At 54.8% G+C, this 16,630-nt stretch carries 12 protein-coding genes; 4 read left to right on the top strand and 8 right to left on the bottom strand.

Features of this window, described 5'->3' with window-relative positions:
• Positions 1–69: 69 nt before the first annotated feature.
• Both ppk1 and ppx read left to right on the top strand, forming a co-directional pair.
• Positions 70–2,130 (top strand): polyphosphate kinase 1, encoded by a 2,061-nt coding sequence (ppk1, locus tag RT120_RS12520; RefSeq protein ID WP_312982945.1) that lies wholly within the window; start codon positions 70–72, stop codon positions 2,128–2,130.
• Positions 2,131–2,133: 3 nt separating this feature from the next.
• Positions 2,134–3,681: an exopolyphosphatase gene (ppx, locus tag RT120_RS12515; protein ID WP_312982944.1), complete on the top strand. Its 1,548-nt coding sequence runs from the start codon at positions 2,134–2,136 to the stop codon at positions 3,679–3,681.
• Here ppx and RT120_RS12510 read toward each other — a convergent pair.
• Positions 3,678–5,915, bottom strand: coding sequence for an EAL domain-containing protein (locus RT120_RS12510; protein WP_312982943.1), 2,238 nt, complete (start codon positions 5,913–5,915; stop codon positions 3,678–3,680). The two genes, ppx and RT120_RS12510, sit on opposite strands and share 4 nt — an antisense overlap.
• A gap of 352 nt (positions 5,916–6,267) precedes the next feature.
• Here RT120_RS12510 and RT120_RS12505 point away from each other — a divergent pair, with 352 nt between their 5' ends.
• Positions 6,268–6,459: a YfgG family protein gene (locus tag RT120_RS12505; protein WP_312982942.1), complete on the top strand. Its 192-nt coding sequence runs from the start codon at positions 6,268–6,270 to the stop codon at positions 6,457–6,459.
• 478 nt (positions 6,460–6,937) lie between these two features.
• On the opposite strand, the gene guaA is transcribed toward RT120_RS12505, so the two are convergent.
• Positions 6,938–8,515: a glutamine-hydrolyzing GMP synthase gene (guaA, locus tag RT120_RS12500; RefSeq protein ID WP_312982941.1), complete on the bottom strand. Its 1,578-nt coding sequence runs from the start codon at positions 8,513–8,515 to the stop codon at positions 6,938–6,940.
• Between the two features lie 68 nt (positions 8,516–8,583).
• On the bottom strand, positions 8,584–10,050 hold the full coding sequence (gene guaB, locus RT120_RS12495; protein ID WP_125294129.1) for an IMP dehydrogenase: 1,467 nt from the start codon (positions 10,048–10,050) through the stop codon (positions 8,584–8,586).
• Between the two features lie 169 nt (positions 10,051–10,219).
• On the opposite strand from guaB, the gene xseA reads away from it, so the two are divergent.
• Positions 10,220–11,602 carry an exodeoxyribonuclease VII large subunit gene (xseA, locus tag RT120_RS12490; RefSeq protein WP_312982940.1) on the top strand — a complete coding sequence of 461 codons (1,383 nt, stop codon included), beginning with the start codon at positions 10,220–10,222 and terminating at the stop codon, positions 11,600–11,602.
• A 4-nt stretch (positions 11,603–11,606) separates the two neighbouring features.
• On the opposite strand, the gene RT120_RS12485 is transcribed toward xseA, so the two are convergent.
• The 5 genes from RT120_RS12485 to hisS all read right to left on the bottom strand — a co-directional run bounded on the left by RT120_RS12485 (position 11,607) and on the right by hisS (position 16,584).
• Complete coding sequence (locus tag RT120_RS12485; RefSeq protein ID WP_312982939.1) at positions 11,607–11,822, bottom strand: zinc ribbon domain-containing protein; 216 nt, start codon at positions 11,820–11,822, stop codon at positions 11,607–11,609.
• Between the two features lie 44 nt (positions 11,823–11,866).
• Positions 11,867–13,339 carry a ribosome biogenesis GTPase Der gene (der, locus tag RT120_RS12480; protein ID WP_312982938.1) on the bottom strand — a complete coding sequence of 491 codons (1,473 nt, stop codon included), beginning with the start codon at positions 13,337–13,339 and terminating at the stop codon, positions 11,867–11,869.
• Positions 13,340–13,461: 122 nt separating this feature from the next.
• A complete protein-coding gene (gene bamB / locus RT120_RS12475) occupies positions 13,462–14,643 on the bottom strand; it encodes an outer membrane protein assembly factor BamB (RefSeq protein WP_312982937.1) in 1,182 nt (393 codons plus the stop codon).
• Positions 14,644–14,653: 10 nt separating this feature from the next.
• Entirely contained in the window at positions 14,654–15,274 is a 621-nt protein-coding gene (locus RT120_RS12470) for a YfgM family protein (RefSeq protein ID WP_312982936.1), read from the bottom strand.
• 35 nt (positions 15,275–15,309) lie between these two features.
• A complete protein-coding gene (hisS, locus tag RT120_RS12465; RefSeq protein ID WP_312982935.1) occupies positions 15,310–16,584 on the bottom strand; it encodes a histidine--tRNA ligase in 1,275 nt (424 codons plus the stop codon).
• Positions 16,585–16,630: the final 46 nt, after the last annotated feature.

The following is a 16,630-nucleotide window of genomic DNA, read 5'->3' as shown; positions in this document are numbered from 1 at the left end:
TCGCTCGCCATAATAGTATCGAGACGGATTTTCCACGTCCCGAGTGAGATAACCGGAGTGTCAGTAGTCATGGGTCAGGAAAAACTATACATCGAGAAAGAGCTCAGTTGGCTGTCATTCAACGAGCGCGTGCTGCAGGAAGCTGCGGATAAAAGCAACCCGCTGATCGAGCGGATGCGTTTTCTGGGGATTTATTCCAATAATCTTGATGAGTTTTATAAGGTTCGCTTCGCCGAACTCAAACGCCGCATTTTGATCAGCGAGGAGCAAGGTATCACCTCGCATTCCCGCCATTTGCTGGGCAAGATCCAGTCGCGGGTCCTTAAAGCCGATCAGGAATTTGACGGGTTGTATAACGATCTGCTGCTGGAAATGGCGCGTAACCAAATCTTCCTGATCAACGAACGCCAGCTTTCACAAAACCAGCAGGGCTGGTTGCGCCACTATTTCAAACACTATCTGCGCCAGCACATTACGCCAATTTTGCTGTATCGCGACACCGACCTGGTGCAGTTTTTAAAAGATGATTACACCTATCTGGCGGTAGAGATCATTCGCGGCGATGAAATCCGCTACGCGCTGCTGGAAATCCCGTCCGATAAAGTGCCGCGCTTCGTAAACCTGCCGCCGGAAACGCCGCGCCGCCGCAAGCCGATGATCCTGCTGGATAATATCCTGCGCTTCTGCCTGGACGATATTTTTAAAGGTTTCTTCGATTACGATGCGCTTAACGCCTATTCGATGAAAATGACTCGCGACGCCGAATACGACCTGGTGCATGAGATGGAATCCAGCCTGCTGGAACTGATGTCTTCCAGCCTGAAACAGCGTCTGACGGCAGAGCCGGTGCGCTTTGTCTACCAGCGAGATATGCCCGACGCCATGGTGGAAATGCTGCGCCAGAAATTATCGATTTCGCGCTATGACTCCATCGTACCCGGTGGCCGTTACCACAACTTCAAAGACTTCATCAGCTTCCCGAACGTGGGCAAAGCCAATCTGGTGAACAAGCCGCTGCCGCGTCTGCGCCATGTCTGGTTTGATAAATTCCGCAACGGCTTCGATGCGATCCGCGAGCGCGATGTGCTGCTTTATTACCCTTACCACACTTTTGAGCACGTGCTGGAACTGCTGCGCCAGGCCTCGTTTGACCCCAGCGTGCTGGCGATAAAAATCAATATTTACCGCGTGGCCAAGGATTCGCGCATTATCGACGCGATGATCCACGCGGCGCATAACGGTAAAAAAGTCACCGTGGTGGTGGAGTTACAGGCGCGTTTTGACGAAGAAGCCAACATCCACTGGGCGAAACGCCTGACGGAAGCGGGCGTACATGTGATCTTCTCCGCGCCAGGCCTGAAAATCCACGCCAAACTGTTCCTGATCTCCCGTAAAGAGGGCGAGGACGTGGTGCGTTATGCGCATATCGGCACCGGTAACTTTAACGAAAAGACCGCCCGGATCTATACCGATTACTCGTTGCTGACCGCCGATGCGCGCATCACCAACGAAGTACGCCGGGTATTCAACTTTATTGAAAACCCATACCGCCCGGTGACATTTGATTATCTGCTTGTTTCACCGCAGAACTCGCGGCGCCTGCTGTATGAAATGATCGACAAAGAAATTGCCAATGCCCAGAACGGCCTGCCTTCCGGCATCACCCTGAAGCTAAACAACCTGGTCGATAAAGGCCTGGTGGACCGCCTGTATGCGGCGTCCAGTTCCGGCGTGCCGGTGAACCTGCTGATTCGCGGCATGTGCTCGCTGATCCCCCAACTGGAGGGCATCAGCGATAACGTCAAAGTCATCAGCATCGTTGACCGTTACCTGGAGCATGACCGGGTTTACGTATTTGAAAACGGCGGCGATACAAAAGTTTTCCTCTCTTCCGCAGACTGGATGACCCGTAATATCGATTACCGTATTGAAGTGGCGACGCCGCTGCTTGACCCACGTCTTAAGCAGCGCATTCTCGATATCCTTGATTTGCTGTTCAACGATACGGTAAAAGCACGCTACATGGATAAAGAACTCAGTAACCGCTATGTTCCTCGCGGCAATCGCCGTAAACTGCGCGCCCAGCTAGCGATTTACGAATACATCAAATCACTCGAACAGCCAGAATAATCTATGCCGATAACTCAAAACGCTCCCCGACCGCAGGAGTTCGCTGCGGTCGATCTTGGCTCCAACAGCTTCCATATGGTGATCGCCCGCGTGGTGGATGGCGCCATGCAGATCATTGGCCGGCTTAAACAGCGCGTCCACCTGGCGGATGGTCTGGATGAAAACAATATCCTTAGCGAAGAGGCCATGGAGCGCGGCCTGACCTGTCTGTCGCTGTTCGCGGAACGTTTACAGGGTTTCTCTGCGGAGAACGTCTGTATTGTGGGTACGCATACGCTACGCCAGGCGCAAAACGCCGCGGATTTTCTTAAGCGCGCCAAAGAGGTGATCCCCTATCCGATTGAGATCATTTCCGGCAATGAAGAAGCGCGTCTGATTTTTATGGGCGTGGAACATACCCAGCCGGAAAAAGGCCGCAAGCTGGTGATCGACATCGGCGGCGGATCGACCGAACTGGTGATTGGCGAAGATTTCGAGCCCAGGCTGGTGGAAAGCCGCCGTATGGGCTGCGTAAGCTTTGCGCAAATGTTCTTTCCTGGCCGCGTCATTAGCCCGGAAAACTTCCACCGTGCGCGGCTGGCAGCGGTGCAAAAACTGGAAAACCTGGCCTGGCAGTTCCGCATTCAGGGTTGGAACGTGGCGCTTGGGGCCTCCGGCTCGATTAAAGCCTCTCACGAAGTGTTGCTGGCGATGGGTGAAAAAGATGGCCTGATTACCCCGGAGCGTCTGGAAATGCTGTGTGCCGAGGTCCTGAAGCATAAATCCTTTGACGCGCTGAGCCTGCCGGGCCTGTCGGAAGAACGCAAGACGGTGTTTGTGCCAGGCCTGGCGATTCTGTGTGGCGTGTTTGATGCGCTGGGGATCCGCGAGCTACGTCTTTCCGATGGCGCGCTGCGTGAGGGCGTGCTGTATGAAATGGAAGGCCGTTTCCGCCATCAGGATATCCGTAGCCGTACCGCGCAAAGCCTGGCGAACCAATACCATATCGATCGCGATCAGGCGCATCGGGTGCTGGATACCATCACGCTGATGTACGATCAGTGGCAGGCGCAGCAGCCTAAGCTTGCCGACCCGCAGCTCTCGGCGTTGTTGAAATGGGCGGCGCTACTGCATGAGGTAGGGTTGAGCATCAACCACAGCGGGCTGCATCGTCACTCCGCCTATATTTTGCAGCACAGCGATCTGCCGGGCTTCAACCAGGAACAGCAGATGCTGATGGCGACGCTGGTCCGCTATCACCGTAAAGGCATCAAACTGGATGAACTGCCGCGCTTTGCGTTGTTTAAGAAAAAGCAGTATTTACCGCTGATCCAACTGTTTCGGTTAGGCGTTTTGCTCAATAACCAACGCCAGTCGACAACCACCCCGCCGACGCTGGTGCTGGAAACCGACGACAACCACTGGACATTGCGCTTCCCTAACGGCTGGTTTAGCCAGAACGCGCTGGTCTTGCTGGACCTGGAGCGCGAGCAGCAGTACTGGGAATCCGTTACCGGGTGGAAATTGCTGATTGAAGAAGAACAGATTTCTGACGCGGCGGCAAACGGCTAACCCCCGTTTGCTTGCCCGTTAACCAGGCTTTCAATCGGCTGCGGTTTGCCAATTAAATATCCCTGCTGGTAATCAATACCCAGTGTCAGCAGGGCTTGTCTCACTTCTTCGCTCTCCACATACTCTGCCACCACCTGCATATTTTTCATCCGCGCCAGATTACAAATCGATGCCACAATCTGGTAATCCATACTGCTGGACAACAAATTACGGACAAAGCTGCCGTCGATTTTCAAAATGTCTGCGGTAACGTTTTTAAACCGCGCATAGCTGGCGTAGCCGGTGCCGAAGTCGTCAATCGCGATACGGCAGCCGAGGTTGCGTAATGCGGTCAGCGTGAGGCTGACCTGCTCAATATTCGACAGCGACTGGCTTTCGGTCACCTCAAAGATAAGCTGCCAGGGTTCTACCTTGTATTTCGCCAGCATCGTTTTAACTTCACCGGCAAACGGCACCCGGCAGACAGAAGACGGCGTTAAGTTTATGGCAAAGCGAAAGCCGGGCAGCAAGGCGCGATGCTGGTCAATAAAACGTAATGTCTTTTCCAGTACCCATAGGTCAATCCGCGACGATAAACCAAACTCATGCGCCACCGGTAAAAATTCCCCGGGCATAAAGGTGTTGCCGTTTTCATCCAGCATCCGCAGCAGCACTTCGTAATAGCAATCGCCGCGCACACCGTCCACGCGTTGGATCATCAAGGAAAAACGATCGTTATCCAGCGCCATCTGAAGACGGTTCATCATCTCAACTTTGATTTTTACCGCGCGCTGTAATTGATTACCACCCCGGCGCTGCAGGCTTTCGGGATGATGGGTGGAGAGTGATAAATCTGCAATGGAGCTCATTTCACCCAGCAGGATATGTAAATGATTAACCGGCGAGCGCAGAAAACAATAGCTTATCCCCACCTGCGGCTGGATCGGCATGCCATCCCAGATGAGACGGAACGCGTTCACTTTTTCATGCAGGATGGCGATGCGCTCCTCATGATTATGCGTGCTTAACCGAATGACTAAATCATGCCCCGACAGCTGATACGTAAGCTCGTCTTCGTTTAATACCTCTCTGAGCCAGGCGGCGAGCTGCTGTTTATAGTGAATACGCAAACTCACCCCGTAATGCCGCCCCAGCAACTCCAGTTCCGGCACCCGTAAAAAACACAGCATCGACCACGGATAATTGGCCAGATCGTGATTCAGTGCCCGCAGGTTTGGCATATGGACTAGCGGATCGATAAACGCCAGACGGCGGCCGCGGTTATGGATATTCCGCTGCCAGGTCGCTACCTTGCCCATCACCATAATCGTCAGTGAATAGACAAAGTAACAGGATGAACTGATCACGATTTGCAGTTCATATTCCGGCGAGGTGGGTAAATAACGTTCGTAATAGTGGCAAAGCAGAAGCAGTACCAGGCTCCAGACGACGGTAATAAACAGATAACCGAATCGAATCGCGCCCCACAGCATGACTGGCAGCAGTAAAGAGAGCGTATAGCTGGTGGTAAAGATGGAATTGTTGTCTTTTTCGGGCGCAGACAGAAGCAGAGAAACCAGACCAATCATCACGCAAAACCAGATAATGACTTCTGTCCGTTTTACGCGCGCATCGCATTGGCATTTCATTTGCGAATACCAGGCGCGCAGATAGCGTGGATGGCGCAGAGTACGAATCGCTAAATAGCACAGCGGCGCGCCCGTCAGGCAGCCGACCAATACCCCCTGATAATTTACCAACGCACGAATATTAAAGGGGTTTTCGCCTACCAGATTGGCCGTCGTATCATAAAGGCCGAAAAAGTTGGCGAACTGATAGAACATCATAAACACCGAGGCATTGCAGAATACCAGCCAGAACAGACGCTGAATATTCACATTGCCATTTCCATACGAGATGGCGAAACGGCGCGTCTCGAAAATGCGATAGCCACCCCAACTGATAAGGGTAGACAGCAAAAAATGAAAGGTTGTGACGGACAGATCCAGCAAACCGACGTTGTGATGGTAGTTAATCACAATCGCCAGAATCAATCCCGGTATCGCCGCCCAGCCGAAAAACAACATCAGGGTAATCATTAACGCCAGCGGCAAAAAATAGAGCACCACGATGCCCTCGCCTATCTGCGCATGTGTATTCGCTAACCGGGCGACAGGGAGCAATAGCAGAGGGAGAAACAGCGGTAAACACCACCATTTGTCTTTATAACGTTGATACCAGGTTAACAGGTGCATAGATGCCCGAAAAACGCTCCCATAATCCGAAGGGAAAAGAAGGCAGGCATCCAACCAACCGTTAACACTGCGCGCTGATTTTAATGCGGGCAGAAGAGACGCAAATTTTAGTTAGGTTAAAAAACTGAAAATTGACGTGAGTCAAATGACAGGAAAAAGTCCATTCAGAGCGTAAGTATTTTTTAGGAATTAGTCACTTATGATACACACGGTAAATATAATTATCACATAAATAACCAAGGTTAATCATAATGTCATAATTTTTACATGATGAATAATTGACCTCTTCTCGCGGCTATGACTTAATAAGCCTGTCGCCCGCGGTTGACGGGTAAACCTAAAGGAAAATGGCGTGAGTCAGGCCACCAGTATGCGAAACCGACACCGATTCAATAATCGAATGACTCGCATTATCTTGCTAATTAGCTTCTTGTTCCTCTTTGGCCGCTTCGTTTACTCCGCTATCGGCGCCTGGTACCACCATCAGGACAAAATCGAAACTCAGCAAATCAGCCTGAGTATTGATACCCCACATCAGCGCTAAATCACTTTTATGTGCCATCTGGCAAACAATACGTGGCCTCTGCGTCAGAAGACCACGCCGCTTACCTGGCGAACTATACCCGGAACACGCTGCCGATCCAGCCGGACGGCGGGTAACAGAGTAATATTCAGCTCTATTGCCTATCATTATCGCTAAGCGCCACGAATCCGCCTGGCTGTGCCGTGGAACCGCCGAGCATATCCTCGCCGCGCTAGCCGCGTACAGATGGCGTTTCGAAAAAGAGGCCGAGACAGTTCAGTTAGAGGTGTGCGGTCTGTTAATACTCAATGAATCGAGCCTGGCCCGGGCTGCGGTGATAAAAGTTTTATGGAGCAGGATGTGCTTGCCGACATTGAAGCGGGGGCTACGACGCTTACGCACCGGTAAACACAAAAAGAATCGGGTAGGAAATCCTACCCGATAGACAACAACTGGCGGTATTTTTTAATGGCAGGCTCTGCGCATGCCATGAAAAAACTTATTCCCACTCAATAGTCGCTGGCGGCTTACCGCTGATGTCATACACCACGCGGGAAATGCCATTCACTTCATTGATAATGCGGTTCGACACACGGCCCAGGAAGTCATAAGGTAGATGCGCCCAGTGCGCGGTCATAAAGTCGATGGTTTCCACCGCACGCAGTGACACAACCCAGTCGTATTTACGACCATCGCCCATCACGCCTACCGAACGCACCGGCAGGAACACGGTGAAAGCCTGGCTCACTTTGTCATACAGATCCGCTTTACGCAGCTCTTCGATAAAGATCGCATCGGCGCGACGCAGCAAATCGCAGTACTCTTTCTTCACTTCGCCAAGTACACGCACGCCAAGGCCTGGGCCCGGGAACGGGTGACGGTACAGCATGTCGAACGGCAGGCCCAGCTCAAGACCGATTTTGCGCACTTCGTCTTTGAACAGCTCTTTCAGCGGCTCAACGAGGCCCATCTTCATCTCTTTCGGCAAGCCGCCCACGTTGTGGTGCGATTTGATAACGTGCGCTTTACCGGTCGCTGAAGCGGCGGATTCAATGACGTCAGGATAAATAGTCCCCTGCGCCAGCCACTTCACGTCTTCCAGTCTCAACGCTTCTTCGTCAAACACTTCTACGAACACACGACCAATGATTTTGCGTTTGGCTTCCGGGTCGTTCTCCCCTGCCAACGCTTCCAGGAAACGTGCTTCCGCCGGAACATGAACGATGTTCAGGCCGAAATGGTCGCCGAACATGTCCATCACCTGCTCGGCTTCATTCAGGCGCAGCAGGCCGTTATCAACGAAGACACAAGTCAGGCGGTCGCCAATGGCGCGGTGCAGCAGCATGGCAGTAACGGAAGAATCCACACCGCCGGACAGGCCAAGGATCACTTTATCGCTGCCAACCTGCTGGCGAATGCGTTCTACCGCGTCATCGATGATTTTCGCCGGTGTCCACAGCGCTTCGCACTGGCAGATGTCGCGCACAAAGCGCTCTAACATACGCAGGCCCTGGCGGGTGTGGGTTACTTCCGGGTGGAACTGTACGCCGTAAAAACGTTTTTCTTCGTTCGCCATAATGGCAAACGGGCAGGTTTCAGTGCTGGCGACGGTCACGAAATCAGCCGGGATGGCGGTAACTTTGTCGCCGTGGCTCATCCACACGTCCAGCAGCGGTTTACCCTCTGCGCTCAGGGCATCTTCGATGCCGCGAACCAGGGCGCTGTCGGTTTTAACTTCCACCTGCGCATAGCCGAATTCACGCTCATCGGAACCCTGAACATGGCCGCCAAGCTGCATTGCCATAGTCTGCATACCGTAGCAAACGCCCAGAACCGGAACGCCCGCCTCGAACACGTACTGCGGCGCGCGCGGGCTGTTGTGCTCGGTGGTACTTTCCGGGCCGCCGGAAAGAATAATGCCGTTAGGATTAAATTCGCGAATCTGTGCTTCAGTAACATCCCATGCCCACAGCTCGCAATACACGCCCAGCTCACGCACGCGACGCGCTACCAACTGAGTATATTGAGAACCGAAATCGAGGATGAGAATGCGATGTTGATGAATATTGTCTGTCATTGACGCTTAGTCCGAGGCAAGTGAAACAGATTAAATAAATCGCCCGACGCGAGGTCGGGCGAAGAAAATCAGGAGCCCATACGGTAGTTCGGGGACTCTTTGGTAATGGTCACGTCGTGTACGTGACTTTCCTGGATACCCGCACCGCTGATGCGTACAAACTCTGCTTTGGTACGCAGCGCGTCGATAGTACCACAGCCGGTCAGCCCCATACAGGAACGCAGGCCGCCCATTTGCTGGTGGATAATCTCTTTCAGGCGGCCTTTGTACGCCACACGGCCTTCGATACCTTCCGGCACCAGTTTGTCGGCAGCGTTGTCGCTCTGGAAGTAGCGGTCAGAAGAGCCTTTGGACATCGCGCCCAGGGAGCCCATCCCACGGTAGGATTTATAAGAACGGCCCTGGTAGAGTTCAATTTCGCCCGGGGATTCTTCGGTGCCTGCCAGCATGGAGCCGACCATCACCGCGCTTGCGCCAGCGGCAATGGCTTTTGCGATGTCGCCGGAGAAACGGATACCGCCATCGGCGATAACCGGAATACCGGTGCCTTCCAGCGCTTCGACTGCGTCAGCCACCGCGGTGATTTGCGGAACGCCCACGCCGGTCACGATACGGGTAGTACAGATTGAGCCAGGGCCAATACCGACTTTCACTGCGCTCACGCCGGCTTCTGCCAGCGCGCGCGCGCCCGCCGCCGTCGCCACGTTACCGCCGATGATTTGCAGATCCGGGTATTTAGCACGGGTTTCGCGGATGCGCTGCAACACGCCTTCGGAATGACCATGCGAGGAGTCGATCAGCAATACGTCTACGCCAGCGGCAACCAGCGCGTCGATGCGCTCTTCGTTGCCCGCGCCAGCGCCTACTGCCGCGCCTACGCGCAGACGGCCCTGCTCGTCTTTACAGGAGTTCGGTTTACGCTCTGCTTTCTGGAAGTCTTTTACGGTGATCATGCCGCGCAGATGGAAGCTGCCGTCTACGACCAGCGCTTTTTCAACGCGTTTTTCGTGCATTTTCGCGAGCACGACATCGCGTGATTCGCCTTCGCGTACGGTGACAAGGCGTTCTTTCGGCGTCATATAAACACTGACCGGCTGGCTCAGATCGGTAACGAAACGCACGTCACGACCGGTGACGATGCCGACCAGCTCGTTGTCGGCGGTGACGACCGGATAACCGGCGAAGCCATTACGTTCGGTTAATTCTTTCACTTCACGCAGCGTGGTGGTCGGCAGCACGGTCTGCGGGTCGGTCACGACGCCACTTTCGTGTTTTTTAACGCGCTTGACTTCTTCAGCCTGGCGTTCAATCGACATGTTTTTGTGGATGAACCCAAGACCGCCTTCCTGCGCCAGCGCGATGGCCAGGCGAGCCTCAGTCACGGTGTCCATTGCTGCGGAGAGCATAGGAATATTCAGGCGGATGGTTTTGGTTAACTGCGTGCTCAGATCGGCAGTATTCGGCAGAACGGTAGAGTGAGCGGGAACGAGGAGAACGTCGTCAAACGTCAGTGCTTCTTTAGCGATACGTAGCATGGGCAATATCTCAACCTGGGTGAATGAGAACAGATAAAATATTGCCGCGGCATTATACAGAGCGTAACCGTTTGCATCTAGCATTTTTTAATAAAAATACTTGCTATCGTCTCTGACCGCGTTACTATCGATTGAATAACCTGCTGATTTAGAATTTGATCCAGCTCACATGTCGCTAAGCCAATCCCCCGCAATTTATACCGTCAGCCGATTAAACCAGACCGTCCGGATGCTACTGGAACAGCAAATGGGCCAGGTGTGGATCAGCGGTGAAATTTCTAACTTCACCCAACCTGCGTCCGGTCACTGGTACTTTACGCTGAAAGATGACGGCGCCCAGGTGCGGTGCGCGATGTTCCGCAACAGCAACCGCCGCGTTACGTTCCGTCCTCAGCACGGGCAACAGGTGCTGGTTCGCGCCAATATCACGCTGTATGAGCCGCGCGGCGACTATCAAATCATCGTTGAAAGCATGCAGCCTGCGGGTGTGGGCCTGCTGCAACAACAGTTTGAACAGCTCAAGCAAAAGCTCTCCCAGGAAGGGCTATTTGACGCCCAACATAAACAGCCCCTGCCCTCTCCGGCGCACCAGATCGGCGTGATCACGTCGAAAACCGGCGCGGCGCTGCACGATATTTTGCATGTGCTGCAACGGCGCGATCCGTCGCTACCGGTGGTGATTTACCCCACGGCGGTACAGGGCGACGACGCCCCGACGCAAATCGTGCGCGCCATTGAGCTTGCTAACCAGCGTGCGGAGTGTGACGTGCTGATCGTCGGGCGCGGGGGCGGCTCGCTGGAGGATTTGTGGAGTTTTAACGATGAGCGCGTGGCGCGAGCGATTTTCGCCAGCCGCATTCCCATCGTCAGCGCAGTCGGTCACGAAACCGATGTGACCATCGCCGATTTTATTGCCGACTTACGCGCTCCGACGCCGTCGGCGGCTGCGGAAGTCGTTAGCCGCAACCAGCAGGAGCTGCTGCGGCAAATTCAGGGCCAGCAGCAGCGCCTGGAAATGGCGATGGACTATTTCTTCGCGAATCTTCAGCAGCGCTTTACCCGGCTTCACCATCGCCTGCAACAGCAGCATCCGCAACTGCGTTTGGCGCGTCAGCAAACCACGCTGGAACGCCTGCGCCAGCGGCTGAACAATGCCGTTGAAAACCGGCTGCGCCAGGGAACGCAACAGCAGCAGCGCATGACGCAACGCCTGTATCAGCAGCAGCCCCAGGGGCGCATCCATCGCGCGCAAACCCGCATTCAGCAACTGGAATATCGGCTCTCGCAGGTGATTACCGCGCGGTTAGGCGGCACCAAACAGCGCTTTGGTACTGCTATTGCGCAACTCGAAGCCGTCAGCCCGCTGGCTACGCTGGCGCGCGGCTACAGCGTGACCACCGCAACCGACGGCAAAGTGCTGAAGAAAACCAAACAGGTGAAAGCGGGCGACGTACTGACTACGCGGGTGGAAGATGGCCTGGTTGAAAGCCAGGTGACCGGCATTCAGCCGGTTAAAACGCCGCGTAAGCGCAAAGCCCCTGTCAAAGACTAAGCCGTTAAACCGGTACGAATTCGACGCGTTTTTTCGAAATCAGCCCGTGGCCGTTCTGGCAAAAATAATCCACCGCGCCGCAGGCTTTCAGCACCTGTAACGGCTGATGGCAGTCGGGGCAGCGGGCTTCCAGATTGATCTCCTGCTGGCAGTGTTCACAGTGCGCAACGGTTGCAGTTACCTCAACCGGCTGCTGGCAGTGGGGGCATTGAATTTCCATCATCACTCCTCAATGACAAAACGGGGCCTTTCGGCCCCGCTCGGTTATTTACCTTTCTTGATGTGCTTAATCAGGCGCTTACGCTTACGCATCTGGTTCGGCGTCAGGGTGTTGCGCTTGTTAGCAAACGGGTTATCCCCTTCCTTGAACTGAATACGGATCGGCGTACCCATCACGTCCAGCGATTTACGGAAGTAGTTCATCAGATAGCGTTTGTAGGAATCCGGCAGGTCTTTCACCTGGTTGCCGTGGATCACCACAATCGGCGGGTTATAACCGCCCGCGTGAGCGTATTTCAGCTTCACGCGGCGACCGCGCACTAACGGCGGCTGATGGTCTTCCGCCGCCATATTCATGATGCGGGTCAGCATCGCGGTGCTGACCCGGCGGGTGGAGCTGTCATAGGCTTCACGCACCGATTCAAACAAGTTGCCGACGCCGCTACCGTGCAGGGCAGAGATAAAGTGCACCCGCGCGAAGTCGATAAAGCCCAGACGGAAATCCAGGGTTTCTTTAACCTGGTCTTTCACTTCCTGGCTCAGGCCATCCCATTTGTTGACCACGATAACCAGCGAGCGGCCGCTGTTAAGGATAAAGCCCAGCAGCGACAGGTCCTGATCGGAAATGCCTTCACGCGCGTCGATCACCAGCAGCACCACGTTGGCGTCTTCAATCGCCTGAAGCGTTTTGATCACCGAGAATTTTTCTACCACGTCGGTGATTTTGCCGCGCTTACGCACACCTGCGGTGTCGATCAGCACATATTCGCGCTCATCGCGTTCCATCGGAATGTAAATACTGTCGCGGGTGGTGCCCGGCATGTCGTACACCACAACACGCTCTTCACCGAGGATGCGGTTTGTCAGCGTGGACTTGCCCACGTTCGGACGTCCGACAATCGCCAGCTTAATCGGCAGATCCTGCGGGTTAAAGGCTTCTTCTTCCTCTTCCTCGCCCTCTTCCTGCCCTTCGAACTGCGCCCAGTATTCAGCGTCTTCATCCACCTCTTGGGGCGGATTGATGTCATCCATCCACGGCATCAGCACGTGTTCGAGCAGGCTGGTGACGCCGCGACCGTGTGAAGCCGCGATAGGATGAATTTCACCCAGGCCCAGCGAGTAGAAGTCGAGCACGGCCTGATCCGGGTCGAGACCATCGGTTTTGTTGGCAACCAGGAAGGTAGGTTTTTCACGGGAGCGCAGGTGTTTGGCGATGGCAATGTCCGCTGGCATCAGGCCGGCGCGGGCATCCACCATAAACAGCACCACGTCAGCTTCTTCAATCGCCAGCAGCGATTGTTCCGCCATACGGGTTTCTACGCCGTCTTCGGTGCCATCGATACCGCCGGTATCGATGCAGATAAATTCGCGGCCTTCCACCTCAGCACGACCATACTTACGATCGCGAGTCAGCCCCGGGAAATCCGCCACCAGCGCATCACGGGTGCGGGTTAACCGATTAAATAAAGTGGATTTTCCGACATTAGGGCGCCCGACAAGCGCGACCACAGGTACCATTGTTAAAGCCTCATTACGATAAATCAGTATAAAAACCCCCTGAAATCTCAACGGGTTCAGAAAACAGTAAACGGCCCCTGAGGGTTTCAGGAGCCGTTTAAGCGGTAAAACGCAGCGCGCCGTTAACGCGTAATCGCGTACAGGGTGCCGTCTTTCGCCTGGATCAGCAGCTTGCCATTTGCCACTACCGGTTCAGTCTGGAAACCGGAGCCGTCGACTTTTTGCTGCGCAACGAAACGTCCGTCGCTGGTATCCATCCAGTGCATGTAGCCTTCGCTATCACCGACCACCAGATTACCATTATACAGGACCGGCGAAGTCAGGTTGCGATACTGCAACGCAGGTTGCGTCCACAGCGTCACGCCGCCTTCGGTGTTCAGCGCCAGAACGCGGTCTGTTTGATCCACCAGGTAAATACGCCCGTTGTCGATCACGAAATCATTAACCGTACCCAGTTCACGTTTCCACATGATCTGGCCGGAACGCAGATCCAGCGCAGTCAGGTTGCCGTTGTAGGCCAGTGCGTAAACCACGCCATTCACTACGACCGGGGTGGTATCCACATCGCTCAGACGATCGATTTCCGTCGCGCCGGTGGCCTGGGAGATACGCTGTTGCCAAATCATCTGGCCCTGCTGCATCAGCACTGCGCTCACGCGGCCGTTATCACCACCGACAATCGCCGCACCAAAGGCAACCGCGGGTGCGGACTCCCCGCGCAGCGACAGCGAAGGCATATCAAGGCTCACGGTCCATTTCACCGCGCCGTCGCTTTCGTTAAGCGCCTGCAGCATACCGTTGCTGGTGTGAACCAGCACTAAACCGTCGCTAACAACCGGACGTGACAGCGCTTCGCCCGCCACGTTGGTTTGCCATACGATGGTGCCGTCCGCGTTATTCAGCGCATAGACCTGCGCTTTTTCGCTGGCGACATAAACGTGGCCACCCGCCGCCGTCAGGCCGCCAGAAAGCAGCGCCGAACGGTTCGCCGACAGGAAGCTGGTTTTTTCCGAAAGGTCGACCGACCATTGTTCTTTGCCATCCGTCAGGCTCACCGCTTTCACAATGCCACGGCGATCGGCGGCAAACACGGTGTCATCCTGGAAAGCGGGATGCAGATTCGAATAGAAATCGCCAATCCCATTGCCTACAGAGGTACTCCAGGCCGTTGATGGAGTGAACTGGTTTTCAACCGTCGGCAGCGGAGACATTTTCACGACATCTTCTTCACCGCTGAACAGCGAGCAGCCGCTCAGCAGCGTAACGGAAAGCAGCCCTGGCAGAAGTAATTTACGCAATTGCATCGGGTCCCTCTCAGACGGACAAATTATTAATTTTCATCTGCATCATTTCACGCAGCGCCGGAGAGGTATTGCTTTCCACCCCTTTGCTCCATGCATCGCGTGCGCCCTGCTTGTCGCCTTTGCTCAGCAGCGCTTCACCGCGCAGATCGGCAACGACGGCTACCCAGCCTTCGCCTTTGATGGCGTCGAGGGTTTTCAGCGCGGCGTCAGCCTGTTTCTGCTGCACCTGCACACGTGCCAGACGCAGATTGATCAACGCCTGCAAATTCTCGTCGCGGGTGTTTTTCAGACCCTGCTGCAGATTCGCTTCCGCTTTTGCCAGATCGTTTTTATCAACAAACTGCTGCGCGAGTTCCAGCGACGCCAGCGCGCCGTAGGTGTTCTGGTTTTCCGCCGCGAATTTTTCTACGGCGGTCAACGTTTCTGGCTTATCCGCACGGATGCCGGAAACCGCTTTCTCATAGGTCAGCGATGAGGTCCGCACCGAGTCATCCTGATGCCCGGTCCAGTAACGCCAGCCCACCAGCGCGCCAATGCCTAACACCACGCCGATAGCCAGCGCTTTGCCGTTTTCAGCAAAGAAACGCCTTACCGCATCGACCTGGTCGTTTTCATTCTCATAAATTTCCACGCAGCCCTTCTCCTTACGATAAATTCCCGGGGAAGTTAACCCAGTAGCGTTTGTAAGTGAGCAGCCAGGTCGCTTTGTTCGACCGTTTGCTGTTCACCGGAACGCAAATACTTCACTACCACCTGACGCGCAGCGACTTCGTTTTCACCCAGAACCAGTGCGATGCGCGCGCCCCACTTATCTGCCCGCGCAAACTGTTTCTTGAAGTTGCCGCCGCCGTAGTTGGTCATTAGCTTACACTCTGGCAGCGCATCGCGTACTTTTTCAGCTAACAGCATGGCTGCCGTTTGCGTATCCGCACCCGAAGCGACCAGGTAAATATCGACAACGCTTTGCGCTTTAAATTCAGGATTAACCGCCTGAACCAGTAAAACAAGTCGTTCAAGGCCCATCGCGAAGCCCACTGCCGGGGTGGAGCGACCGCCTAACTGTTCAACTAAGCCGTCATAGCGGCCGCCTGCGCACACGGTGCCTTGCGAACCGAGGCTGGTGGTGACCCACTCAAATACCGTGCGGTTGTAGTAATCCAGACCGCGCACCAGGCGCTGGTTAACGGTATAGGCGATGCCTGCCGCGTCCAGATACGCGCACAGCCCGGCGAAGTGTTCGCGGGACTCGTCATCCAGATAATCACCCAGCGCAGGGGCGTCGTTGAGCAGCGCCTGTACGTCCGGGTTCTTGGAATCCAGCACGCGCAGCGGGTTGGTGTACATCCGGCGCTGGCAGTCTTCATCCAGTTTGTCTTTATGCTGCTCCAGGAAGGCGGTCAGGGCGTCACGGTAATTTGCGCGCGCTTCCAGCGAACCGATGGAGTTCAGCTCCAGAGAAACATGCTCCGCGATGCCAAGCGCACGCCACCAGCGTGCAGACAGCATAATCAGCTCGGCATCGATATCCGGGCCCTGTAGGCCGAACACTTCCGCGCCCAGTTGATGGAACTGGCGATAACGCCCTTTTTGCGGACGTTCGTGGCGGAACATCGGGCCAACGTACCACAGGCGTTGTTCTTGATTGTACAGCAGACCATGTTCGATGCCGGCGCGCACGCAGCCAGCGGTGCCTTCGGGACGCAGCGTCAGGCTATCGCCGTTGCGGTCTTCGAAGGTGTACATCTCTTTTTCAACCACGTCGGTCACTTCACCGATAGCGCGTTTGAATAACGGGGTCTGCTCTACAATCGGCAGGCGGATTTCGCTGTAACCATAGCTGGCAAGCACTTGCTTCAGTGCGCCTTCAATACGCTGCCAAATGGCGGTTTCGCCCGGCAGGTAATCGTTCATGCCACGGATGGCTTGAATGTTCTTTGCCACGTTTATTCTCTTATTAAATACAAAAAATGAACCCGGAATCAGGCCG

Source organism: Atlantibacter sp., from assembly GCF_032062175.1.
Lineage (GTDB): Bacteria > Pseudomonadota > Gammaproteobacteria > Enterobacterales > Enterobacteriaceae > Atlantibacter.
The sequence above is the reverse complement of the archived record's forward strand: the minus strand, read 5'-3'. Positions and strand labels throughout refer to the sequence as shown.

Excerpts from the sequence above, each read along its gene's own strand:
- ppk1 (WP_312982945.1), top strand. The coding sequence starts at position 70 with ATGGGTCAGGAAAAACTATACATCGAGAAAGAGCTCAGTTGGCTGTCA.
- bamB (WP_312982937.1), bottom strand. The coding sequence starts at position 14,643 with ATGCAATTGCGTAAATTACTTCTGCCAGGGCTGCTTTCCGTTACGCTG.
- RT120_RS12510 (WP_312982943.1), bottom strand. The coding sequence starts at position 5,915 with ATGCACCTGTTAACCTGGTATCAACGTTATAAAGACAAATGGTGGTGT.
- guaA (WP_312982941.1), bottom strand. The coding sequence starts at position 8,515 with ATGACAGACAATATTCATCAACATCGCATTCTCATCCTCGATTTCGGT.
- xseA (WP_312982940.1), top strand. The coding sequence starts at position 10,220 with ATGTCGCTAAGCCAATCCCCCGCAATTTATACCGTCAGCCGATTAAAC.
- guaB (WP_125294129.1), bottom strand. The coding sequence starts at position 10,050 with ATGCTACGTATCGCTAAAGAAGCACTGACGTTTGACGACGTTCTCCTC.
- ppx (WP_312982944.1), top strand. The coding sequence starts at position 2,134 with ATGCCGATAACTCAAAACGCTCCCCGACCGCAGGAGTTCGCTGCGGTC.
- der (WP_312982938.1), bottom strand. The coding sequence starts at position 13,339 with ATGGTACCTGTGGTCGCGCTTGTCGGGCGCCCTAATGTCGGAAAATCC.
- RT120_RS12485 (WP_312982939.1), bottom strand. The coding sequence starts at position 11,822 with ATGGAAATTCAATGCCCCCACTGCCAGCAGCCGGTTGAGGTAACTGCA.